Source organism: Robertkochia aurantiaca (assembly GCF_020166495.1).
Taxonomy (GTDB): Bacteria; Bacteroidota; Bacteroidia; order Flavobacteriales; family Flavobacteriaceae; genus Robertkochia; species Robertkochia aurantiaca.
In genome coordinates this window covers 567810-589461 of record NZ_JAINZS010000002.1, presented here as the reverse complement: position 1 = coordinate 589461, position 21652 = coordinate 567810, and the positions used below count along the sequence as shown (strand labels likewise).

Genomic DNA, 21652 nt, shown 5'->3' with positions numbered 1-21652 from the left:
GTCAGGTATTAATTAGGTCAAAAATACATTATTCTGATGGTTAGCAAAAGTGAAATAAAGCGAATCAGCCGTTTACATCTCAAAAAGTACCGCTACAGTGAAGGTCTTTTTATCGTGGAAGGGGTGAAGGCGATAGGTGAATTCCTGGCTTCTGACTACCCGATGGAAAGCTTATATGCACTCGATCCCGGTCTCGATGATTTCGAAGGAAGGGCCGAGGGAGTGAGCGAATCTGAGTTGAAACGAATGACGGCGCTTAAAACGCCTAACCAGGCTTTGGGGGTGTTTAAAATGAGACGTGCTGATCAGGTGAGTTACGATGGATTGACCCTCGTTCTTGATGATGTAAGAGACCCCGGAAACCTGGGTACCATTATACGTTTGTGTGACTGGTTCGGAGTGACTGATCTGGTCTGCAGTAAGGAAACCGCAGATTGTTATAATCCTAAGGTGGTACAGGCCACCATGGGTTCCCTTGGAAGAGTGAACGTGGTTTACGCCGACCTGATTGAATTTTTTTCTGAGTATCCCCATCCGGTCTGCGTAACAGCCATGGATGGTGAAGATCTCTATCAGGTGGAGGCTCCTGCCTCTTTTGCTCTGGTAATGGGTAATGAAGCACATGGGGTTTCACCACAGATCATGAATCTGGCCGGTATGCGTGTGACCATCCCGCGATTTGGTAACCGGCAACTGGCCGAAAGTCTGAATGTGGCTACAGCGACTTCTGTCTGCCTAAGTGAATTCAGGAGGAAAGCTCTTGGATAGATAGACTATTCGAAAGTGAAATTGATGAATACCGCCCTGCTGTACATTCCATCGATATTACCGGTCCACGGGCTGTTCGGATTGCTGTCACGCACCAGTTCGTCACTGATGGCGAATACTCCTCTTATCGATGGTGAGAATTTGAAATAGTACAGGTAAAAATCGATACCAAAGCCTAATTCATAATAATAGGTATTGGTAGTCATACGAAAAGTACCGCTGGAATTATCGTCCGGATTGTTCTCATTACTGCTGAGATTGAACGAGGTGGATACACCTCCGACAACGTAAGGTTTAAAATTCCCCAGTCTTTTGGTGCTGGCTTTCAATAGGAGTGGGAGATGAATATAGGTGGATTTGGTTTCCCGGAGATAGTCTCTCAGATCGTTGAAATTAGGAAAGCCAAGATCTCTTTTGGTGTAATAAAGTCCGGGTTCCAGCCTCAGATCGAAGTGATCATTGAGTCTTAACTCCCCTATAAGTCCTACGTTGAAACCGATCGATTTACCATCAAGTATATAGACATTGTTATTGTCGATATAATCGAACTTAAAACCGTATTGATTCAGACCGAGGTAGTACCCCCAATTCAGGAGTTTCTTGTCTTCGTTCTGAAGGTTTATAATGGGAGACTCATTGAACTGAGCAAAGGAGCCGGAGCTGACACCCAAAATAAGGATCAAATACAGGAGCAGGTTCTTCACGGGTTGGTTAATTTAGGTTATGGTAATGTTTTCTCACTACGCTTTATATGGCTCGGTACTATTTGGTGGCGCGATATATGGTCGCTACCCCGAAAGTCTGAGGCCTGTGTTCTACATTATTAAACCCAATTTTACGTAAAATATTGTTGAATTCCTCACCGAAAGGAAAAACTGCAGCAGATTCAGATAAATAACCGTAAGCAGATTTGTCTTTGGATAACATTTTTCCAATAAGTGGTAAGAGTGTGGTTGAGTAGAACCGATAACCTTGCTTAAAGGGAAATTTAGTGGGTACAGAGGTTTCCAGCACCAGGAAGACACCGCCGGGTTTCAGGACTCTGTAGATCTCGGCCAGTCCTTTTTCAAGGGTTTCAAAATTTCGCACCCCGAAAGCTACGGTGATGGCATCGAAACGATCGTCTTCAAAGGGTAGTGACTCGCTGTCGCCCAGTATCATTTCGATCTTTTCGTTCAGGTTTTTTCCCGAAACCTTCTTTTTACCTACCTCAAGCATCCCGGGAGAAATGTCAAGTCCTTTTATTTCGCCAGCCTTAGTGTTCTCTGCTATCTGGATGGCCAGATCGCCTGTGCCGGTAGCGATATCCAGTACACTTTCGGCTCCTGACTTTTCTACCTCTTTAACGATTTTTCTGCGCCAGCTGTTATCAATGCCGAAAGAAATGATTCGGTTCAGACCATCGTAGTTCTCAGAAATATTGTCGAACATACGGGTAACCTGTTGCTTTTTACCCTGGTCTGAGTCTTTATAGGGTTTTACATTTTTTGACATTAGGCAATTTTTGCGCAAAGATACTACATTGATGAGCATGTTTGCCAGTCTTTCCCATAAACAGCCTGTTTTCTGCTTATTGTACTAAAATTGACCTATATTTGTACTTGCATTTCAAGAGCACAACTTTAATGAAAATAATTATTGCAGGTGCTGGTGAAGTAGGGTTTCATTTGGCCAAACTTCTGTCGTATGAATCCCAGGACATCACACTTATCGATATCGATAAAGAAAATCTAAACTACGCCGATACTCACTTAGATATAAAAGTGTTAAAAGGAGATGCCACATCTGTTTCTGTTCTTAAGGAGGCAAGGGTGGAATCCAGTGATATGGTGATCGGGGTAACAGCATCTGAAACGACCAATATCACCTTATGCCTGCTGGCCAAACAGTTGGGGTGCAAGCAAACCATCGCCCGAATTTCAAATACAGAATTTATCTATCATAAGGAAGAACTGGGCTTTTCAAAGTTGGGTATCGATGAGCTCATTTCTCCGGAAAAGCTTGCCTCTGAAGAGATTCAGTTACTGCTGGATCAATCGGCATTTAATGACAGCTATGAATTCGAGGATGGTGCTTTGATCATGGTGGGAACCAGTTTGCAGCGCACTGCCCCCTTTGTAGGGAAATCGGTCAAGGAAGCTGCAGGCATCTTTCCCGAACTGCATTTTGTGCCTATCGCCATTCAGCGCTTCGGAACTCAATATACGCTGATTCCCCGCGGAGACACCGTTTTTAAAGAGGGAGATCAGGCGTATTTTGTCACTTCTAAGGAAGGGGTTGATGAGCTGTATAAGCTTACCGGGAAGACGCGTGAGTCGATCAAAAATGTAATGATACTCGGTGGGAGTAAGATAGGTTTCAAGACCGCGCGCGACCTCTGTGGAAACAAGTTTCGTGTTAAGCTGATCGAACAGGATAAGTCAAAGGCGTTTGATCTGGCTGATGAATTGCCCAATGCGTTGATCATCAACGGTGACGGAAGGAACGTTGAGTTGCTGGAGGAAGAGGATATAGAAGAAATGGACGCATTTATTTCGGTTACCGGAAATTCTGAGACTAATATCATGTCTTGCCTGGTGGCCAAATCAAAGAATATCAAAAAGACCATCGCATTGGTTGAGAATATGGACTATTTCCAGCTCTCGCAATCGATCGGGATCGATACCCTTATCAATAAGAAACTTTTAGCGGCCAACAATATCTTTCGATATATCAGGAAAGGTGAAGTGGTTGCTCTGACCCGTCTTAACAACCTGAATGCTGAAATTCTCGAATTCATTGTGAAGCCTTCATCTGAGGTGAACGGACAACGAATTAAAGATCTTGATTTTCCACGCTCAGCCATCATTGGCGGGGTGATCAGAGACGGTGAAGGAATCATTGCCTTGGGAGATTTTACCATTCAGAGCGGCGACCGTGTAGTGGTATGCTGCCTCCCTAAATCCATCTCCAAGGTAGAAAAACTCTTTCTCTGATCTTTATGAAGCGCCTCAATACCAAAGTCATCATTCATTTAATGGGCCTGCTCCTGTTGTTTAACGGGGGCTTTATGTTATTGTCAGCTCTTGTGAGTGGTCTCTACCAGGATGGTGCTACCCTTGAGATCAGTTTTGCAGGTGTAGCAACACTTTTCATCGGTACTCTGATGATGTATACCACCCGCGATCACGATACCGATATTAAAAAGAGAGAAGGATATATGATCGTTAGCTTCGGCTGGCTGGTCATGTCACTTTCAGGTACGTTGCCATATCTTTTCACTGGTACCATTCCTGATTTTACCAATGCCTTCTTTGAGACCATGAGCGGGTATACCACGACCGGAGCCACTATCATCAATGATATAGAGGTATTGCCTGAAGGTATATTGTTCTGGAGAAGTACCACCCACTGGATCGGGGGTATGGGTATCATCGTACTGGCAATAGCCATATTACCCTTGCTGGGTATAGGGGGGATGCAGTTATTTGCTGCTGAAGCACCCGGCCCCAGTGCTGATAAACTTCACCCGCGTATCACTGACACGGCTAAGAGGCTATGGCTTATCTATGTGGGTTACACCCTGGCTGAGACCCTGCTTCTCTTTTTGGCCGGTATGAACTTTTTCGACGCGATCAACCATGCGATGTCAACCTTGTCAACCGGAGGGTTTTCTACCAAAAATGCCAGCATCGCCTATTGGAATGATAATCCGTTGATCGAATACATTATCATCTTGTTCATGTTTCTGGCGGGTACCAATTTCGTGTTGAGCTATTTCGCTTTTAAGGGGAAGGTGCAGAAGGTGATCAAAGACTACGAGTTTCGATTTTATGGCGGTTTGATCCTGGGAGTGAGCATTGTTGCCTTCCTGATAATTTACCTAAAGGCCAATGTGCCGGTAAGCGATTATCACCCCATGATGTTCGGAGAGGCAGAAAGCGCGTTTCGTCACGGTCTTTTCCAGGTCGTTTCTGTGATCACCACCACCGGGTTCGTAACGGCAGATTTTACCGGCTGGACCCCTTTTCTGACAGTGATCTTTTTCGGGATCATGTTCGTTGGAGGTTCTGCGGGTTCAACAGCGGGTGGGGTCAAGGTGGTGAGGCACCTGTTGATGATCAAGAACGGGTTACTGGAGTTCAAGCGAACCCTGCACCCTAATGCGGTGATACCTGTGCGCTATAACGGCAAGTCGGTTTCTGAGAATATCATCTTCAATATCCTGGCCTTTTTTATTTTATATATGCTGATGTTCATTATCGGGGCGATAGTACTCGGTGCGCTGGGCCTTGATTTTGTTACTGCGGTCGGAGGGTCGGCCGCCACTCTCGGGAATGTCGGACCGGCTTTCGGACAACTGAACCCCTTGGCTAATTTTGACAGTCTGCCCGTGTTGGGTAAATGGTGGTGTTCATTTTTGATGATCTCCGGCCGTCTCGAACTGTTCACAGTGCTGATTCTCTTTAGTCCGAATTTCTGGAAGCGGGCATAAAAAAAAGCCTGCTCGATAGCAGGCTTTTGCATTCTGTTTAAAGCGTAATTCTATGCTTCGCTTAATACTTCCTTAATTCTTTTGATAGCTTCTTTCAGCTCTTCTTCTGAAGCAGCATATGAGATTCGCAAACAATCGGGTGCGCCAAAAGCCTCACCGGTAACTGTAGCGACCTGAGCTTCTTCCAGTAAAAGCAGAGAAAGATCAGTAGCATTGTTGATGACTTTTCCCCGAATGGTTTTTCCAAAGAAGTTAGAGACGTTTGGAAAAACATAGAATGCTCCTCCGGGCACGTTAAGCTGAAGGCCATCGATCTCTCCTAATAGGTTCAGCACCATGTCTCTTCTTTCGTGAAACTTGTCTATCATGTATTGTATTTTCGAAACCGGAGCCTCGAGTGCAGCGATGACTGCTCTTTGTGCAATACAATTCGCTCCACTGGTGATCTGACCCTGTACCTTGTTGCAGGCTTTGGCGATCCATTCAGGAGCTCCGATATATCCGATTCTCCAGCCTGTCATGGCGAACGCCTTTGATACCCCATTTACTGTTACGGTACGATCTTTCATGCCTTCTATAGCAGCCATGCTGGTGTGGGTTCCCACGAAATTGATGTGTTCATAGATCTCATCAGAAACTACGATGATACCTTCATGATTTTTTAACACCTCTGCAAGAGCCTTTAGCTCTTTTTCACTGTAAACAGAACCTGATGGGTTACAAGGAGAGCTGTACCACAGCATCTTTGTTTTCGGGGTGATGGCAGCTTCCAGCTGCTCAGCCGTCATCTTGAAATCGTTCTCTATGGTGGTTCGTACCTCTACGGGTACTCCTCCGGCCAGTTTGACGATCTCAGAATAACTTACCCAGTAAGGAGCAGGGAGAATCACCTCGTCTCCCGGGTTGAGTATGGCCATCGCCACATTGGCGAGAGACTGCTTGGCACCTGTAGAAACGATGATTTCTGAAGGGCTGTAATGCAGGTTGTTGTCTCTGACGAATTTTTGAACGATAGCCAGCTTCAGGTCAGCATAGCCGTCTACCGGGGTGTAACTGTTATAATTCTGATCGATGGCTTCTTTTGCAGCCTCCTTGATAAAGTCAGGAGTGTTAAAGTCGGGTTCTCCCAGACTAAGGCCAATAATGTCTTTTCCTTCAGCTTTGAGCTCCCGGGCCTTGGCAGCCATTGCGAGCGTGGCTGAAGTAGACATGTTCAGAATTTTGTCAGATAAAGTTGGTTTCATTTATTAATAGAAGTTTCGGTTTTATTGCATTGCTATTGAAGGTCTTTTGCCCAGTTCCCTCAGGTGGCGGAAATGGGAAATAATAGCCTGCCGTGTGGTGCGGTATTCGTGGTAGGGCAGGTTGAACTCTTTGGCTGTTTCCTTTACGATCTCAGCAATCTTGTCATAGTGAACATGACTGATGTTAGGGAAAATATGGTGTTCCACCTGATGATTCAAGCCTCCGGTGAACCAGTTGACCAATTTGTTTCTTGTTGAAAAATTGGTTGTGGTGAAAAGCTGGTGAATAGCCCAGGTGTTCTTGATGCTGCCGGTTTCGTCCGGAACTACAGTGTCGGTCTCTTCTACAATGTGTGCCAGCTGAAAGATGATACTCAGGATCAATCCGGCTGTATAATGCATAGCAAAGAAGCCGATCAGAATTTTCCACCAGGCGATATCGATAAAAAGCAATGGCAATACGATCCATATGGTAAGGTAGATCACTTTAGTGATGATCAGGATCGTCCATTCTTTGGTCGGGTTCGGGAATTTTCCATACGATAGTTTTCTTTTCATGTAGCTTCTCATCTGTTTGAAATCTGTCGTTATCGCCCAGTTCAAAGTCAGTAGTCCATACAGAAAAACCGAATAATAATGTTGGAACTTATGGAATCTTCGCCATTCTGAGTGTTTTGAAAACCGAATAATACGCCCTGCATCCAGATCTTCGTCATGACCGGGGATGTTGGTATACGTATGGTGCAGTACGTTGTGCTGTACCTTCCAGTTGTAGACGTTTCCTGCCAGAATATAAATGCTGGCACCCATGATCTTGTTAAGCCATTTTCTTGAAGAATATGACCCATGATTACCGTCATGCATGACATTCATACCTACTCCGGCCATTCCCACGCCGATCACAATGGTTAGCAGCAGTTGCAGCCATTGGTTCATGGAGACGGTAAGCAATACGAAATAGGGGGCCAGAAACAGGAGGAACATGACCGCCGTTTTCAGGTGGAGTTTCCAGTTTCCGGTTTTCTTGATATTGTTTTCTTTAAAATATTGATTTACTCTTGAATTCAGTGTTTTGAAAAAATTGGAGGGGTCTCTTCTCGAGAACCGCACAGCTTGCCTTGCGTTCATCATATTAATGTGTGTAAAGTATTCATAATTTAAGGCTGGTGTTTGGAGCCTTAAAGAAGCAAAAATAAGCATTAATATATATTAGCAAGAGCTATTCTCTTAAATAGCAGATCTGAATTAGTTAAATTTGTCCCATAAATGTTAAGAGAACTATGCAAACATCGGTGATCAGCAAGTACTTTCCGGCTCTTACAGAAGAGCAAATGTCGCAATTCGAGAAACTGGAATCGATTTATACTTACTGGAATGAGCGTATCAACGTGATCAGCCGGAAAGATATAGATGAGCTCTATATTCGCCACGTATTGCATTCACTGGGAATCGCCAAGGTGCAGGAATTTCTTCCCGATACCGATGTGGCTGATGTGGGTACCGGAGGGGGTTTTCCGGGTATTCCGCTGGCTATCATGTTTCCGCATACCCGTTTTCTTTTAGTCGATTCAATAGGGAAGAAGATCAGGGTGGTCGATGAGGTCGTGCAGGAACTCGGACTCAAAAATGTAGAGACCCTTCATGCACGAATAGAAAAGGTTGACCGCGAATTTGATTTTATCGTAAGTCGTGCGGTGACCAATATGCCTGATTTTGTTAAATGGGTTAAGGGCAAGGTCAAAAAGAAAGCGGTTCACCATCTGAAAAACGGAATATTGTATCTTAAAGGTGGTGATCTTTCAAAGGAACTGGAGATTTACCAGACCGCACAGGTATTTGAATTGTCTTCTTATTTCGACGAGCCTTTCTTTGAATCGAAGAAAGTGGTTTACCTTCCCCTGAAATACCGTGGCTGAGATCGTCAGATCCTCAGCAGGGTTTCGTAGCTGTGACGGCAGTGACTGATGTAATCTCTGAGATATCTTAGTTTTTTCTGCAGGATGCTGCGCTTGCTTTCCGCGTTGCGTTTGCGCAGCCTGTTTTCGAATTTACTGATCTTCTTTAATATTTCAGCCTTCTTCCGACCGGTGAATATATGGTCGAACTCTGTCTGACTTATTTTTCTCTCACCTGTTTCGCACGCCTCTATGAGGTCGTAATGCACTCTGAGAATGCAAAATTTTTCATCATTTTTCATTGTTCCGGGATTTAAAGCACCCTCAATTTACTAAAAAATTTACATTAAAGAAATATTTACGTAACATTAAATTAACATTGGAATTTGATTTTCGGTCTTTCAGGCCATAAAAAAACCCGGAAATCACTAAAGATTTCCGGGTCTGTTTTTAGCTGATTCCGTATCTATCCCATGAAAGGGTAGCGGTAATCGGTCGGAGTCACAAAGGTTTCTTTGATGAGTCTTGGTGACACCCATCTGAGGAGGTTTTGTGCAGATCCCGCCTTATCGTTGGTTCCTGAAGCTCTCGCTCCGCCAAAAGGCTGTTGACCCACAACGGCTCCGGTAGGTTTGTCGTTGATGTAGAAGTTCCCGGCGCAATTTTGCAAAGCCTTGGTCGCCTGGGCGATCACATATCGGTCATTGGCAAAAACCGCTCCTGTTAATGCATATTCAGAGGTTCCGTCTACCAGTTCGAGTGTTTCTTCCCATTTATTATCATCGTATACATATACGGTGACTACCGGGCCGAAAAGTTCGGTTGTCATAGTGACATATTTCGGATCGGTGGTTAGAATAACGGTAGGTTCTATGAAATAACCTTTGGATTTGTCATAATTACCTCCGGCGATAATTTCTGCTTCCTTGTCTTCTTTGGCGCGGTCGATATATCCGGCCAGTTTATCGAAGGCTCCTTCGTGAATCACAGCGGTAACGAAGTTCTCCATATTTTCAGGAGACCCCATTTTGATGCTTTTCACATCTTCCTTAACAAAGTTAAGAATCTCGTCTGCCTTAGACTTAGGAAGATAGATCCTGGAGGCGGCACTACACTTTTGGCCTTGAAGCTCGAATGCACCGCGTGTAATGGCAGTGGCTACCTGCTTGCTGTTGCTGTCAGGGTGAGCGATGATAAAATCTTTACCTCCGGTTTCACCTACGATACGCGGGTAAGTCTTGTATCTGTCGATACGCTCTCCGATCTTGGTCCAGATGCCTTTGAAAACATTGGTTGAACCGGTAAAGTGAATCCCGGCAAAGTCTGGAGAATCCAATACGGTGTTGGTGATCATTTCAGGGTCTCCGTAAACAACGTTGATAACTCCGTCAGGTACACCTGCTTCTTTTAATACATCGATGATCACTTTTGCCGAATAGATCTGGTGGTCACTTGGTTTCCAGACCACGACATTTCCCATCAGGGCTGCACTGGTAGGCAGGTTTCCTGCAATCGCAGTGAAGTTGAATGGAGTGATGGCATACACAAAGCCTTCCAGAGGTCTGTATTCCACGCGATTCCACATTCCTCTGTCAGAATCCGGTTGATCAGCGTAGATCTCAGACATATACTGAACGTTGAATCGCAGAAAATCGATCAGTTCGCAGGCAGAATCGATCTCAGCCTGGTATATGGTCTTAGACTGCGCCATCATGGTGGCGGCATTCATTTTTTGTCTGTAAGGACCGGCGATCAGATCTGCGGCCTTTAAGAAGATCGCTGCACGCTGCTCCCATTCCAGGTTAGCCCACTTCTCGCGAGCCTCAAGGGCTGTGCTGATAGCTTCCTCTACGTGCGACTTGTCGGCCAGATGGTATTGACCCACCTGGTGCTGGTGATCGTGTGGGGGTGAGAGCGGTCTGGTGTTTCCGGTTTGAATCTCTTTTCCGTTGATATATAGCGGAACATCGACTTTCTGGTTGTAAAATTCTTTATACTGTTTTAGAACAGCTTCTCTTTCGGGAGTTCCGGGAGCATAGGTTTTAACGGGTTCGTTAACCGCAACCGGAACTTCAAAAAAGCCTTTTCCCATAAGATTGATATTTTATATTGTAAGATTGAATTTGAATCAAAGGTAGTAAAAGGGATATGGTTTAAAAAACCAAAATCCTGTTAAAGCCTGGCATTAGTTCAATGCGAAGTGTGCAGAGAGTTTGAAGGTGGGAATGAACACCTTAAACCTTTTGGTGGTGGTGAAATTGACCATGTCGTAATGCCCTCTCATGGCCCCGATGGGGGAAGTAAGCAGGCATCCTGAGGTGTAGCTGTGAGATTCACCCGGTTTGATAACAGGTTTTTTTCCAATGACCCCTTCACCGTCGACGAATTCTACCTGGTTCAGCGCATCGAAGATCTGCCAGTGTCTGGAAGTAAGCTGAACAGCGTCTTTGCTCTGATTCTCTATGGTGATGCGGTAACCGAAGGCAAAGTGTATACGGTAGTTTTTGAAGAAGGTTCCTTCAAAACTGGTGTCTACAGAGATCTTAATTCCTTTTGTTACCTGGGTGGTCATAGCTAATATGTGAGCGCGCTCCCTATGAGGAAGAATATCAACGCGGTGCCTGCTAAAATAATAAAAATAGTGTTTAGGAAAATGTATTTAACAATAGTTTTAAACCTTCTTTCCTTGTAGAATCGCCGCATCGATTTATAGAGATAGAAAAGAAATGCGAGCAAAGCGATCCAGGTGATGTCGATGCCGGAGATCCATTCAAACAAAAAGGCGACCATCAATAAAAGAATGAATAATGACTGGGTGTGAAAACTGAAGATCAGATGATCCATATAGTCATATTTCTTTTTGGAGTAGATCAGCCAGATAAATACAGCGAAAACCGGCAGGAAGAAAAAGATGATGAAGGGAAGTCGGGAAATCACCTCCTGAAGAAAACTTCCCGGCTGTGAAGTGACCCTGTCAACGCTTTTGGCAAATCTGAAAGCGATGAGGTCCTGATTCTCAAATTCTGTATTCAGGTATTTTTCAGCTTCTTCTGCCGTATAATAATGGTTGTTTTTTAGTCCGCGCTGGAAAAAGTCCAACTTGTCACCCAGGGTTTGCAGGTAGCTCTCTTCTCCAATCGTCTGGTAATAGCCGGCGGGATCTGCTTCCATCAGCGAGTCACGCACCCGGGCCCGCGCTTTTATTTCGGGAATTCTTTTATCTAAAGAGTCAAGTGCTTTGTTGAGTGAATCGCTTGCAGGGAGTTGTTCGAGTTCATCATCGTCAAAGCTGAAAAGGATCGGGGAGTTGCTTTCAAGGCTGTCTGTTTCTGACGTGAATTTTTGGGCTTCCCTGTCGATTCTTTCCAGGTCACTGGAATAGTTGATCATCAGAAAGTAAATGATGGCAAGGCTGAGCAAAAACCGGAAGGGGTTGGTGTAAGAGGCTCTTTTTCCTGCAATATATTCTTCAGTGATCTTTCCGGGTTTAAAGATCAGGTCTGCAAGTGTGCGGCGCAATTTCGAATCATAAGAGATGAAGCTTGAAAAGAATTCATCGATCATATGGGCCAGGGTGATCTTTTCTTTGGTGTTTTTTTGTCCGCAATGCGGGCAATAACGATCAGTGAGCTCGAGCGGGTGCTCGCAATTAAGGCATTTTTCTCCCCTATACTTAAAGGGGCTCTTTTCTGATTTTACTGGTTTATCGGTCATTGGTAGTGTCCTAATTCGAAATGTTGAGGGAAGATGCATTTCCCAGTCCTATTACACTGTCGTAAATATCGCCGAAATTTCTGTAATAAACTATAGCCAGATACTCATTCTCTGTTGGCCAGAAGTTACCGCACAGGGCATTGTGGTCAATGGTTCCGTCTTCGTTTTTAATGACATATTTATAGTTGTAGAAGCCTTGTTTTAGCAGCAGGGTGGTGGTGTAAGTGTTGTCTTCATTCAGCTTTAACCGGTTCGATTCTTCCAGTCTGTAATTGTTGAATTTCCCGTACACATAAATGTCTTTAAAGGCAAGAGTGGGGTCATAGGTCAGGCTGAAGGTTACGAATGAGTAATCTGCTTCGGTGGCGGGATTCTCCAGGACGGCGTTCAGTGTTCTGGTGGTAAAGTCACCGTTGATGTCGGGAAAATAAGTATAGGGTTCGTCTTTTCTGGGTTGGTTGGTGAAGAGGTAGTGATAATACCTGTTTCCCAGTTCCACTCTGGCAACGCTGTTATTGGCTACCCGCAATTCTTTGGTGTCAAAATTATAATATTCGTTTCCTCCGGGAAAGGCTGTTTGCATGTCATAGCGATAAATGAGCTGGTTGCCTGAAATGAATTGCGGTTCCACCCCGGTGATGACATGATCGAAGTTGCTGTTCTTTATAAGGGCCAGTTTTACTTCTTTTTTGGGGTTGACCAGTTCAAAGTCTGCCGAATTGATAACGATCTCCAGACGCTGATACCCATCTATGTAATCAAAATCCCGTACTCTTTTTACGATCACTCCGGTGTTGACCCGGTTACTGTAGACGATGAACCTTCTGGAGAAGACCAGTTTGTCAAAACCGTCATATATCTTCAGGATATAATTTCCGGTAAGTTTCAAACCCGTAAGCCTGTTGGGTATTTCAAGGGTGTAGTGGGTGTATGGCTGTATGGTGGCCACCGAATTCTCGTACTGTATGATTCGCTGGTCATCCAGGCCTTTGAGATACTGAGTCTTCATTAGCCTGGAAGGGGTCCAGTCGGCATTGCAATGTTCAATCCTATAATAATAGTCCTGTTCATCTGCGAACAGATCGTCGAAAGTGAGGCGCATGGTTTCTCCCAGTCTGATGATAGGAAACTGGTATCCCTCTTCCGGTCCCTTAAAGATAACGGTCTTAATGTTTTCGGGAGGGTTGACTTCATTTTGAACCTGGCCGGTGACTCCCTGCAAGGAAATAAGCAGGCAGCAGATCAGAATGTTAAAAGCAGCGTTTTTTCGTTTCATTTCGAGGCTAAAGATAGCTAAAAAACAGACCTTTTTCAGGGTCATCAGAAGGGGTCAAAAATATAGGGTATAATTATGCAAACAATCTTTTAATTCTTAAATTTGCACGAATTTTTGAGTTAACTAATTTCATTAGATAAGGAACATGTCCAACGACATCAAGATTAGAAGAGGCTTAGATATTAAGCTGAAGGGTGTGGCAGAAAAAAAGATTTCTGAAGCCCCCAGATCTAAGAACTACGCTATCAAACCTACGGATTTTCACTATGTAACACCTAAAATGGTGCTGAAAGAAGGGGCTCAGGTCAAGGCCGGAGACACTATCTTCTTTTCAAAGTACAGTGACCGTGTAAAGTTTTCGGCTCCCGTAAGCGGGACATTAAAAGAGATCCGACGCGGAGCCAAAAGGCGTATCCTCGAAGTGATCATCGAAGCCGATGCTCAGGATGATTTTGTAGATTTCGGAAAAAAAGATCCGGCGAAAATGAATGTTGAAGAGATAAAGGAGCATCTGCTGGAGAGCGGCTGCTGGCCTTTTATCAAGCAACGTCCGTATGATATCGTAGCCAACCCGGCCGATTCGCCAAAGGCGATTTTTATTTCAGCATTGAACACGGCGCCGCTAACGGCTGATGTGGAATTTTTGCTGAAAGATCGTCAGGCCGATTTCCAGACCGGGATCGATGCGATCTCCAAATTAACCGAAGGGAAGACACACCTGTCTGTGGCCAAAGGAAGTGATTCCTGGCTGAGCGGGGTGAAGGGTGTTGAACTTCATAATGTAAGTGGTCCGCATCCTGCAGGAAATGTAGGAGTGCAGATACACCATACAGATCCCATTAATTTCGGGGAGAGGGTATGGGTTATCGCACCGGAAGATGTCGCTATAATCGGACATTTATTCAATTCAGGAAAATTCGAGGCAGACCGTTTGGTAGCCGTAGCCGGAAGTGAAGCTCCCAATGCGCAGTACTTCAAGGTGCGGGTAGGTGCCAATATGCAGGATATCATCGGAAAGGTGCCTGCCAATGTTCGAATCATCAGCGGAGATGTTCTTACCGGAGATAAGGTGGCCAATGCAGGGTATCTTGGATATTACCACAATACGATAAGTCTGATTCCTGAAGGGAATGATTATCGTATGTTCGGTTGGTTGCCTTTTAAAGATAATGATATACCAAGTATGTCAAGGACATCCTTGTCATTCCTGTTTCCTAATAAACGCTATAAGGTAGACACCAATTTAAATGGAGAAGAAAGAGCACTGGTAGTTACCGGTGAGATGGAGAAGGTCATGCCTATGGATATTTATCCTATGCAGTTACTGAAAGAGTGTATGGCACAAAATATCGAAAAGATGGAAAATCTCGGGATCTATGAAGTGGCTCCTGAAGATTTCGCCCTTGTTGATTATGTGAACACCTCTAAAGTAGAGGCGCAGGCGATTATTCGTGAGGCTCTTGATGTAATGATTAAAGAAGTTGGTTAAAAAAATAAGCTATGAGTTTTTTAAGAAAGAAATTAGATCAACTAAAACAACCTTTTGAAAAGGGTCAGAAGTGGGAGAAATTTGCTCCTGCTATCAATGCATTCGACACCTTCCTTTTTGTGCCTAATCACACCACTAAAAAGGGAGCTCATATTCGTGATGCTGTTGACCTGAAAAGAACGATGATCACCGTGGTAATCGCCTTGATTCCCGCGTTGATCTACGGTATGTACAATACCGGATATCAGTATTACAGTCAGCTCGATACCACATTTACCTTTATGGATGCTTTCCTGCACGGTGCATGGAAAATACTTCCTATGATCGTGGTGTCGTATGCAGTAGGTCTGGGTATTGAATTCATATTCGCCATTTACCGGGGTCACGAGGTTAACGAAGGATACCTGGTGACAGGGCTTTTGATCCCTATGATCATGCCGGTCGATATTCCTCTGTGGATGGTGGCCGTTTCAGTAGCATTTGCTGTTTTGATCGGGAAGGAAGCTTTCGGTGGTACCGGAATGAATATTCTGAATCCTGCTCTTACTGCCCGTGCCTTTGCCTTCTTTGCTTACCCGACCTATATGTCTGGTAACCAGGTGTGGGTTTCAGAGGCAAGTAATGTCGATGGGGTATCTGGAGAGACTATATTGGGAACCCTGGCAGCCGGAAACGAGGTGAGCTATAATATGTGGAGTATGTTTGCCGGATCGATTCCCGGTTCGATTGCAGAAACCTCTACGCTTTGGATTCTGGTAGGTGCGGCTATTCTTATTCTTACAGGAGTGGGTAGCTGGCGTATCATTGTGGGCGGTTTTGTCGGGGCGGCAGTTATGGCCTTCCTGTTCAATCTGTGGGGCGCCAATGAACTGATGAATTTCCCTTGGTATCAACACCTTGTGGTAGGCGGACTCGCATTTGGGGTAGTCTTTATGGCTACAGACCCTGTATCGGCTGCTCAGACCTTTAAGGGGAAATGGATCTACGGTATTCTTATCGGGATTTTCGGTATCATGATACGGGTATTCAATCCTGCCTATCCGGAAGGGATCATGTTGGCGATACTGCTAATGAATGTTTTTGCGCCGACCATCGACCACTATGTGATCGAAGCTAATATTAAAAGAAGAAAGAAACGTTTATCAACCGCTACGGTTAAATCAGCATAACTATGAAAAGAGACAGTAACGCCTATACTTTCATATTTGCTGCGATCATGGTATTGGTCGTGGCTTCTGCCCTGGCAATCGCAGCTACTTCGCTGCAGCCGATGCAGAATGAGAACGTAAGGAAAGAAAAAATGCAGAACATCCTGATGACCATCGGGATCGAGGTAGACCGCGAGGGTGCTGAAGAAAAGTTCAATGAATATATCGTTGAGCAGATCGCACTTACTTCTGAAGGAGAGGTAGACGAATCGGTAGATGCCTTTAAGGTCGATCTTGCCAAGGAGTTAAAAAAGCCGGTTGATCAGCAGCGCTTTCCTCTTTACGTAGCCGAGGTAGACAGTGAGAAGTATTATATTATTCCTCTTAGAGGTGCCGGTCTTTGGGACGCTATTTGGGGATATATTTCTCTTAAAGACGATATCAATACGATCAAAGGTGCCGTATTTGACCATAAGGGAGAAACCCCAGGTCTGGGTGCTGAGATCACACAATCGTGGTTCGAGGAGCGTTTTGCCGAAGAGAAAATCATGAATGATAACGGAGAATTTGCCGGAGTTTCTGTGGTAAAAGGCTATTCAGGCGGAAACGCTAAAGATGATAATGCAGTAGACGCTATCTCAGGTGCTACTATTACCGGAGATGGAGTTACAGATATGATCTCTGATCGCCTGCGTTATTACCTTCCTTATTTACAAAAACAAAACGTTGAAGTAGCTTTAAAATAATTATTATGGCCGATAACAAAACGAAAAAGGAAAAATCACCGGTGGTTCTCTTCGTAGCTGAGGAGAAAGAGCCGTTGCTTTCCAAGAAAAACAGAAAATTATTATCTGATCCTTTAGATGATAACAACCCGATTACCGTGCAGGTACTCGGTATTTGTTCTGCACTTGCGATCACTGTTCAGTTAAAGCCGGCTGTAGTAATGGCTATTGCGGTAATGGCAGTAATGGCTTTTGCCAACGTTATCGTTTCTTTGATCAGGAACCTGATTCCCAACCGTATTCGTATCATTGTGCAGCTCGTGGTTGTGGCTGCCCTGGTGATTCTTGTTGACCAGGTGCTCAAAGCCTTTGCATATGATGTTAGTAAGGAGCTTTCGGTGTTCGTGGGACTGATTATTACCAACTGTATCGTAATGGGACGTCTAGAAGCCTTTGCCCTTGGTAACGGAGTTTGGAAGTCGTTCCTTGACGGGATCGGGAATGCGGCCGGTTACGGACTCATTCTGATCATCGTGGCATTTTTCCGTGAACTGCTCGGTTCAGGGAAACTGTATGGATATGAGGTTCTTGGTCATAAGGGTGTTACCCTGGCTGAATCTACCGGTTTGTATGCACTGGGTTATGAGAACAACGGTCTGATGTTGCTCTCTCCGGCGGCACTGCTTGTAGTGGGCGTTCTTATCTGGGTTCAGCGTTCAAGAAACAGAAAATTAATAGAGAAAAATTAAGCTCTCAGTATATAAATCAAAGTAAAAATGGATTACGTAAATCTTTTTGTCAGAAGTATTTTTATCGAGAACATGGTTTTCGCATACTTCCTGGGAATGTGTTCATACCTGGCAGTATCTAAGACCGTGAAAACCGCTGTAGGTCTGGGAGCTGCTGTAATTTTCGTACTCGGGATCACCGTGCCGATCAACTACTGGCTCGACACCTATTTGTTGAGACCGGGAGCATTGAGCTGGCTTAGTCCTGAGTATGCCGATGTTGACCTTAGCTTCCTTAGTTTTATCATGTTCATCGCCGTTATCGCCTCTATGGTGCAGCTGGTGGAAATGATTGTTGAGAAGTTCGCTCCGGCACTCTACGGGGCTCTGGGTATCTTTCTGCCTCTTATCGCTGTAAACTGTGCGATTCTGGGAGGTTCACTGTTTATGCAGCAGAAGGATTTCGGCGGAGTTTCTGAAGCCGGTATCTATGGTCTCGGATCTGGAGTTGGCTGGTTCCTGGCTATACTTGCTATCGCGGCTATTCGCGAGAAGATCGCTTATTCAAATGTGCCTGCTCCGCTCAGAGGACTCGGGATCACTTTTATTATAACAGGACTTATGGCTCTTGGGTTCATGAGTTTTATGGGAATCAAATTGTAAATTTTTAGTAGAAAGAGATTATGGATTATACAGTAATCATAGCGAGTTTATTAGTATTTCTTTTCCTGATCTTTGTGCTTGTGGCGGTATTGCTGGGAGCCAAAGCCAAACTGGTCCCTTCCGGTCCTGTTAATCTTAAGATCAACGGAGAGAAAGATGTAGAGGTTTCTTCCGGTGGAACCCTGCTGTCAACTCTCGGAGACAATAAAATATTTCTTCCTTCCGCTTGTGGTGGAGGAGGTACCTGTATTCAGTGTAAGTGTGTCGTGAAAGAGGGTGGAGGAGAGATCCTTCCTACCGAAGCACCACATTTCACCCGTAAGGAAATAGCTGAAGGCTGGCGTCTTGGATGCCAGGTGAAGGTGAAGCAGGATATGGTTATCGAAGTGCCTGAAGAGGTCTTCGGAATTAAGAAATGGGAAGCTGAGGTTGTTCGTAACTGGAACGTTGCCTCATTTATCAAGGAATTTGTGGTTCGTATCCCTGAAGATATGGATTATGAAGCCGGAGGATATATTCAGATCGAAATCCCGCCATGCGAGGTTCGTTATGAAGAAATCGATATCACTGCTCACCCTGAAGAACACGACGATCCTAAGAAATTCCAGTTGGAATGGGATAAGTTTAACCTCTGGCCTTTGGTGATGAAAAACACCGAGACCGTTGAAAGAGCTTATTCGATGGCTTCTTACCCGGCAGAGGGGAGAGATATCATGCTGAATGTACGTATCGCTACTCCACCATGGGATCGTAACAAAAATGACTGGATGGACGTGAATCCGGGTATCGCCTCGTCTTATATTTTCGCCAGAAAACCCGGAGATAAGGTGACCATTTCAGGTCCTTACGGAGAATTCTTCATCAACCACAGTGATGCTGAAATGCTGTATGTGGGAGGTGGAGCAGGTATGGCACCAATGCGTTCTCACCTGTATCACCTGTTCAAAACCCTTAAGACGGGCAGAAAAGTAACATTCTGGTACGGAGGTCGTTCGAAAAGAGAGCTCTTCTATATCGAGCACTTCAGATCTCTGGAGCGTGATTTCCCTAACTTTAAGTTCTATATCGCACTTTCAGAACCGCTGGAAGAAGATAACTGGAAAGTAAAAGACGGAATCGAAGGTGAAGGAGACGGATTTATCGGATTCGTTCACCAGGTTGTGATCGATAATTATCTGCAACATCATGATGCTCCTGAAGATATAGAATTCTATTTCTGCGGACCGCCATTGATGAACAAGGCAGTGGAGAAGATGTGTGACGACTTTGGAGTACCGCCTGAAAATGTTCGTTTTGACGACTTTGGAGGATAATCAAAAATCATATATCAAAAAGGCCGGCTCTGACAGAGTCGGTTTTTTTATGTTATTTTGTGAAGTATGGGTGAGTTAAATGAACAGGAGTTGCATAACCTGGCCATGAACGTGGTAGGGAAAGACCTTGAAGAGAAGGGCTTCGAGTTTATGGCTGTGAACAGTAAGCTTAAGAAGGATCCGCAATTTGTCTGTCTGAAGGATAAGAAATTACATTTCATCGTGGTCAAGGCAGTGGTCTACCCTAATGATCCTAAAGCATATGACGTGGTTTATATGGAGACTATGAAAGAGCATGCTTTGAAGTTTAAGGCCAGGACCTACTACGCCGGTGTAGGGCTGGCCAATGCCGGAGATTATGAGAAACCGGTAAACAAAGAAGAGAATTATATAGTCAATTATAATGGTATTATTGAAATCTGAACCGGGGTATTTTTTATCCCTGATCCTGTTGGTGGCACTTCTGACCGGATGCGAACAAAATTCCGGAATAAAAACAGAACAGGGCCTTGCGCTGGGCACTAACTATACGATCAAATATGAGGTGGCACATGATTCCATCACCTATCACGATGAGATCGAATCTATTTTTGAGCAGGTCAATTCGTCTATGTCGACCTATCTCACCACCTCTGATATTTCCAGAATCAACCAGGGCGACAGTACCCTGGTGGTCGACACCCTTTTCAAAGAGGTTTTTATCAAGGCTAAGGAGGTTTGGGAAGCCAGTGAAGGGATATTCGATCCCACGGTGGGGATACTGGTGAACGCCTACGGCTTTGGTCCTGATGTGTCACTCAGTGAGATCAACCGTGAAGTTGTAGACAGCCTGATGCCACTTGTGGGGTTTGAACAGGTGGTGCTCACAGATGACAACCGCATATTGAAAGAGCGAAGCGACATTTTTCTTGATTTTAACGCCCTTGCCAAGGGCTACACAATCGACCTGATAGGCCGTATGCTGGACGCTAAGGGGGTAGAGAATTACCTGATCGAATTGGGGGGTGAAATTCTTACCAGGGGACAAAATACCCAACGGGTAAAGAATTGGACCGTAGCCATCGACAGCCCTTTACAAGATGGGGATCAACGCACTTTTATCGTCAAGGTGCAGCTGGAAAATCAGGCGATGGCAACCAGTGGGAATTATCGAAAGTTCCGGGTGGATCCGGAGACCGGAGAGCATTATGTGCATATCGTGAATCCAAAGACCGGATTTCCGGAAAAAAGCAATATTCTGAGTGTTTCGGTGATCGCCCCGACCTGTATGGAGGCTGATGCCTACGCGACGGCCCTGATGCTGATGGATCTTGATAAAAGTAAAGCGCTTCTTAAGGCGCATCCTGAACTGGAGGCTTATATCATATCATCTGAAGGAGGAGAAGGAGAAAACTCGTTACAGGAGTTTACAACTGAGGGATTCAGGGCGCTTATTGTTGAGTGACAGGCTTTTCGCAATAAGGGATCAGTTCATCAGGATTGATGGCATATTCTTTCACTTTCCCGGCAGGTAAGTCTTTCGATAGATGAATGGGACTGACCCGGAATCCTGCTTTTCTCAGGCGGTCAAAATAATCCTTTCCATAGACCCTGACATGGTCGTACTGACCAAAGATTCGCGAGCGCTCGGCCTTGTCGGTAATGCTGTCATCTTCAAAAGTTTCGTCTCTGCCAAGGTCCTGAGGTACCTGAAAAACGCCCCAGCCTCCTGGTCGCATAATACGGTATAGCTCAGAGATGGCCTTTTGGTCATCGGGAATATGCTCCAGAACGTGGTTGCATAAAATGACATCGAAACTGTTGTCTTCAAACGGAAGATCGCAAATGTCTGCCTTTACATCGGCCAGGGGTGAATTCAGATCGGTGGTTGTATAGTCCAGATTCAGCATCTTGCGGAACCGGCTGTAGAAAGCCTGTTCAGGGGCAAAATGTAAGACGCGTAACCGATCATTAAAAAAATTGGTATGCTGTTTTAAAAATAACCATAACAACCGGTGTCTTTCCAGGGAAAGTGTTCCCGGAGCCAGTACATTATCCCGTTGCTTTCCGTAGCCGTAAGGTAAAAATGAGCGATAAGATCTCCCGTCTATAGGGTCTGTATAGCCGCTTCCCCTCATGGATCTCGCCAATAAGGGGCGTACCCAGTAGCTCATTCTTATCAGTAAAGGCCGGGGTACGGCGTTCAATACAATCTTGAAAAGTTTCTTCAAGGCAG

The 21652-nt window shown here is 44.9% G+C and carries 22 protein-coding genes; 12 read left to right on the top strand and 10 right to left on the bottom strand.

Features of this window, described 5'->3' with window-relative positions; all coding sequences use genetic code 11:
• The first annotated feature begins 36 nt into the window (after positions 1–36).
• A complete protein-coding gene (locus K7R10_RS05220; protein WP_224483618.1) occupies positions 37–768 on the top strand; it encodes a TrmH family RNA methyltransferase in 732 nt (243 codons plus the stop codon).
• A 5-nt stretch (positions 769–773) separates the two neighbouring features.
• Here the strand turns inward: K7R10_RS05220 and porT are convergent, their stop codons facing one another.
• Both porT and ubiE read right to left on the bottom strand, forming a co-directional pair.
• Positions 774–1472 (bottom strand): type IX secretion/gliding motility protein PorT/SprT, encoded by a 699-nt coding sequence (gene porT / locus K7R10_RS05215; protein ID WP_224483617.1) that lies wholly within the window; start codon positions 1470–1472, stop codon positions 774–776.
• Positions 1473–1530: 58 nt separating this feature from the next.
• A complete protein-coding gene (gene ubiE / locus K7R10_RS05210; protein WP_224483616.1) occupies positions 1531–2262 on the bottom strand; it encodes a bifunctional demethylmenaquinone methyltransferase/2-methoxy-6-polyprenyl-1,4-benzoquinol methylase UbiE in 732 nt (243 codons plus the stop codon).
• Positions 2263–2393: 131 nt separating this feature from the next.
• Between ubiE and trkA the strand changes: the two genes are divergently transcribed.
• Positions 2394–3743 (top strand): Trk system potassium transporter TrkA, encoded by a 1350-nt coding sequence (gene trkA / locus K7R10_RS05205; RefSeq protein WP_224483615.1) that lies wholly within the window; start codon positions 2394–2396, stop codon positions 3741–3743.
• A 5-nt stretch (positions 3744–3748) separates the two neighbouring features.
• Positions 3749–5242, top strand: a complete 1494-nt coding sequence (locus K7R10_RS05200) for a TrkH family potassium uptake protein (protein ID WP_224483614.1) — start codon at positions 3749–3751, stop codon at positions 5240–5242.
• Between the two features lie 50 nt (positions 5243–5292).
• Here the strand turns inward: K7R10_RS05200 and K7R10_RS05195 are convergent, their stop codons facing one another.
• Positions 5293–6486 (bottom strand): pyridoxal phosphate-dependent aminotransferase, encoded by a 1194-nt coding sequence (locus K7R10_RS05195; RefSeq protein WP_224483613.1) that lies wholly within the window; start codon positions 6484–6486, stop codon positions 5293–5295.
• Between the two features lie 21 nt (positions 6487–6507).
• Complete coding sequence (locus K7R10_RS05190) at positions 6508–7617, bottom strand: fatty acid desaturase family protein (protein ID WP_370631296.1); 1110 nt, start codon at positions 7615–7617, stop codon at positions 6508–6510.
• Positions 7618–7766: 149 nt separating this feature from the next.
• Between K7R10_RS05190 and rsmG the strand changes: the two genes are divergently transcribed.
• On the top strand, positions 7767–8402 hold the full coding sequence (gene rsmG / locus K7R10_RS05185) for a 16S rRNA (guanine(527)-N(7))-methyltransferase RsmG (RefSeq protein ID WP_224483612.1): 636 nt from the start codon (positions 7767–7769) through the stop codon (positions 8400–8402).
• Between the two features lie 5 nt (positions 8403–8407).
• Here rsmG and K7R10_RS05180 read toward each other — a convergent pair whose 3' ends face one another.
• The 5 genes from K7R10_RS05180 to K7R10_RS05160 all read right to left on the bottom strand — a co-directional run bounded on the left by K7R10_RS05180 (position 8408) and on the right by K7R10_RS05160 (position 13371).
• Positions 8408–8683 carry a hypothetical protein gene (locus K7R10_RS05180; protein ID WP_224483611.1) on the bottom strand — a complete coding sequence of 92 codons (276 nt, stop codon included), beginning with the start codon at positions 8681–8683 and terminating at the stop codon, positions 8408–8410.
• A gap of 164 nt (positions 8684–8847) precedes the next feature.
• Positions 8848–10473, bottom strand: coding sequence for an L-glutamate gamma-semialdehyde dehydrogenase (gene pruA / locus K7R10_RS05175; protein ID WP_224483610.1), 1626 nt, complete (start codon positions 10471–10473; stop codon positions 8848–8850).
• Positions 10474–10566: 93 nt separating this feature from the next.
• Positions 10567–10953, bottom strand: a complete 387-nt coding sequence (gene apaG / locus K7R10_RS05170) for a Co2+/Mg2+ efflux facilitator ApaG/CorD (RefSeq protein WP_224483609.1) — start codon at positions 10951–10953, stop codon at positions 10567–10569.
• 2 nt (positions 10954–10955) lie between these two features.
• Entirely contained in the window at positions 10956–12095 is a 1140-nt protein-coding gene (locus K7R10_RS05165; protein WP_224483608.1) for a DUF3667 domain-containing protein, read from the bottom strand.
• A gap of 10 nt (positions 12096–12105) precedes the next feature.
• Positions 12106–13371, bottom strand: a complete 1266-nt coding sequence (locus K7R10_RS05160) for a type IX secretion system plug protein (RefSeq protein ID WP_224483607.1) — start codon at positions 13369–13371, stop codon at positions 12106–12108.
• A gap of 145 nt (positions 13372–13516) precedes the next feature.
• Between K7R10_RS05160 and K7R10_RS05155 the strand changes: the two genes are divergently transcribed.
• From K7R10_RS05155 to K7R10_RS05120, 8 genes are all read left to right on the top strand, one after another.
• Positions 13517–14860, top strand: coding sequence for a Na(+)-translocating NADH-quinone reductase subunit A (locus K7R10_RS05155; protein ID WP_224483606.1), 1344 nt, complete (start codon positions 13517–13519; stop codon positions 14858–14860).
• Between the two features lie 11 nt (positions 14861–14871).
• On the top strand, positions 14872–16029 hold the full coding sequence (locus K7R10_RS05150) for an NADH:ubiquinone reductase (Na(+)-transporting) subunit B (protein ID WP_224483605.1): 1158 nt from the start codon (positions 14872–14874) through the stop codon (positions 16027–16029).
• 2 nt (positions 16030–16031) lie between these two features.
• Positions 16032–16754: a Na(+)-translocating NADH-quinone reductase subunit C gene (locus K7R10_RS05145; RefSeq protein ID WP_224483604.1), complete on the top strand. Its 723-nt coding sequence runs from the start codon at positions 16032–16034 to the stop codon at positions 16752–16754.
• A gap of 5 nt (positions 16755–16759) precedes the next feature.
• Positions 16760–17482, top strand: a complete 723-nt coding sequence (locus K7R10_RS05140) for an NADH:ubiquinone reductase (Na(+)-transporting) subunit D (RefSeq protein WP_224483603.1) — start codon at positions 16760–16762, stop codon at positions 17480–17482.
• A 27-nt stretch (positions 17483–17509) separates the two neighbouring features.
• Positions 17510–18124: an NADH:ubiquinone reductase (Na(+)-transporting) subunit E gene (nqrE, locus tag K7R10_RS05135; protein ID WP_224483602.1), complete on the top strand. Its 615-nt coding sequence runs from the start codon at positions 17510–17512 to the stop codon at positions 18122–18124.
• A gap of 20 nt (positions 18125–18144) precedes the next feature.
• Positions 18145–19437, top strand: coding sequence for an NADH:ubiquinone reductase (Na(+)-transporting) subunit F (nqrF, locus tag K7R10_RS05130; RefSeq protein WP_224483601.1), 1293 nt, complete (start codon positions 18145–18147; stop codon positions 19435–19437).
• A gap of 66 nt (positions 19438–19503) precedes the next feature.
• A complete protein-coding gene (locus K7R10_RS05125; RefSeq protein ID WP_224483600.1) occupies positions 19504–19860 on the top strand; it encodes a DUF8840 domain-containing protein in 357 nt (118 codons plus the stop codon).
• Complete coding sequence (locus K7R10_RS05120; RefSeq protein ID WP_224483599.1) at positions 19841–20881, top strand: FAD:protein FMN transferase; 1041 nt, start codon at positions 19841–19843, stop codon at positions 20879–20881. Before K7R10_RS05125 ends, K7R10_RS05120 begins: the two co-directional genes overlap by 20 nt.
• On the opposite strand, the gene K7R10_RS05115 is transcribed toward K7R10_RS05120, so the two are convergent.
• Positions 20868–21647 (bottom strand): class I SAM-dependent methyltransferase, encoded by a 780-nt coding sequence (locus tag K7R10_RS05115; RefSeq protein ID WP_224483598.1) that lies wholly within the window; start codon positions 21645–21647, stop codon positions 20868–20870. The genes K7R10_RS05120 and K7R10_RS05115 overlap by 14 nt on opposite strands.
• Positions 21648–21652: the final 5 nt, after the last annotated feature.

What these genes read in the sequence shown, in the direction of transcription:
- K7R10_RS05220 (WP_224483618.1), top strand. Translation starts at nt 37, where the DNA reads ATGGTTAGCAAAAGTGAAATAAAGCGAATCAGCCGTTTACATCTCAAA.
- ubiE (WP_224483616.1), bottom strand. Translation starts at nt 2,262, where the DNA reads ATGTCAAAAAATGTAAAACCCTATAAAGACTCAGACCAGGGTAAAAAG.
- trkA (WP_224483615.1), top strand. Translation starts at nt 2,394, where the DNA reads ATGAAAATAATTATTGCAGGTGCTGGTGAAGTAGGGTTTCATTTGGCC.
- K7R10_RS05200 (WP_224483614.1), top strand. Translation starts at nt 3,749, where the DNA reads ATGAAGCGCCTCAATACCAAAGTCATCATTCATTTAATGGGCCTGCTC.
- K7R10_RS05195 (WP_224483613.1), bottom strand. Translation starts at nt 6,486, where the DNA reads ATGAAACCAACTTTATCTGACAAAATTCTGAACATGTCTACTTCAGCC.
- K7R10_RS05190 (WP_370631296.1), bottom strand. Translation starts at nt 7,617, where the DNA reads ATGATGAACGCAAGGCAAGCTGTGCGGTTCTCGAGAAGAGACCCCTCC.
- rsmG (WP_224483612.1), top strand. Translation starts at nt 7,767, where the DNA reads ATGCAAACATCGGTGATCAGCAAGTACTTTCCGGCTCTTACAGAAGAG.
- K7R10_RS05180 (WP_224483611.1), bottom strand. Translation starts at nt 8,683, where the DNA reads ATGAAAAATGATGAAAAATTTTGCATTCTCAGAGTGCATTACGACCTC.
- pruA (WP_224483610.1), bottom strand. Translation starts at nt 10,473, where the DNA reads ATGGGAAAAGGCTTTTTTGAAGTTCCGGTTGCGGTTAACGAACCCGTT.
- apaG (WP_224483609.1), bottom strand. Translation starts at nt 10,953, where the DNA reads ATGACCACCCAGGTAACAAAAGGAATTAAGATCTCTGTAGACACCAGT.
- K7R10_RS05165 (WP_224483608.1), bottom strand. Translation starts at nt 12,095, where the DNA reads ATGACCGATAAACCAGTAAAATCAGAAAAGAGCCCCTTTAAGTATAGG.
- K7R10_RS05160 (WP_224483607.1), bottom strand. Translation starts at nt 13,371, where the DNA reads ATGAAACGAAAAAACGCTGCTTTTAACATTCTGATCTGCTGCCTGCTT.
- K7R10_RS05155 (WP_224483606.1), top strand. Translation starts at nt 13,517, where the DNA reads ATGTCCAACGACATCAAGATTAGAAGAGGCTTAGATATTAAGCTGAAG.
- K7R10_RS05150 (WP_224483605.1), top strand. Translation starts at nt 14,872, where the DNA reads ATGAGTTTTTTAAGAAAGAAATTAGATCAACTAAAACAACCTTTTGAA.
- K7R10_RS05145 (WP_224483604.1), top strand. Translation starts at nt 16,032, where the DNA reads ATGAAAAGAGACAGTAACGCCTATACTTTCATATTTGCTGCGATCATG.
- K7R10_RS05140 (WP_224483603.1), top strand. Translation starts at nt 16,760, where the DNA reads ATGGCCGATAACAAAACGAAAAAGGAAAAATCACCGGTGGTTCTCTTC.
- nqrE (WP_224483602.1), top strand. Translation starts at nt 17,510, where the DNA reads ATGGATTACGTAAATCTTTTTGTCAGAAGTATTTTTATCGAGAACATG.
- nqrF (WP_224483601.1), top strand. Translation starts at nt 18,145, where the DNA reads ATGGATTATACAGTAATCATAGCGAGTTTATTAGTATTTCTTTTCCTG.
- K7R10_RS05125 (WP_224483600.1), top strand. Translation starts at nt 19,504, where the DNA reads ATGGGTGAGTTAAATGAACAGGAGTTGCATAACCTGGCCATGAACGTG.
- K7R10_RS05120 (WP_224483599.1), top strand. Translation starts at nt 19,841, where the DNA reads ATGGTATTATTGAAATCTGAACCGGGGTATTTTTTATCCCTGATCCTG.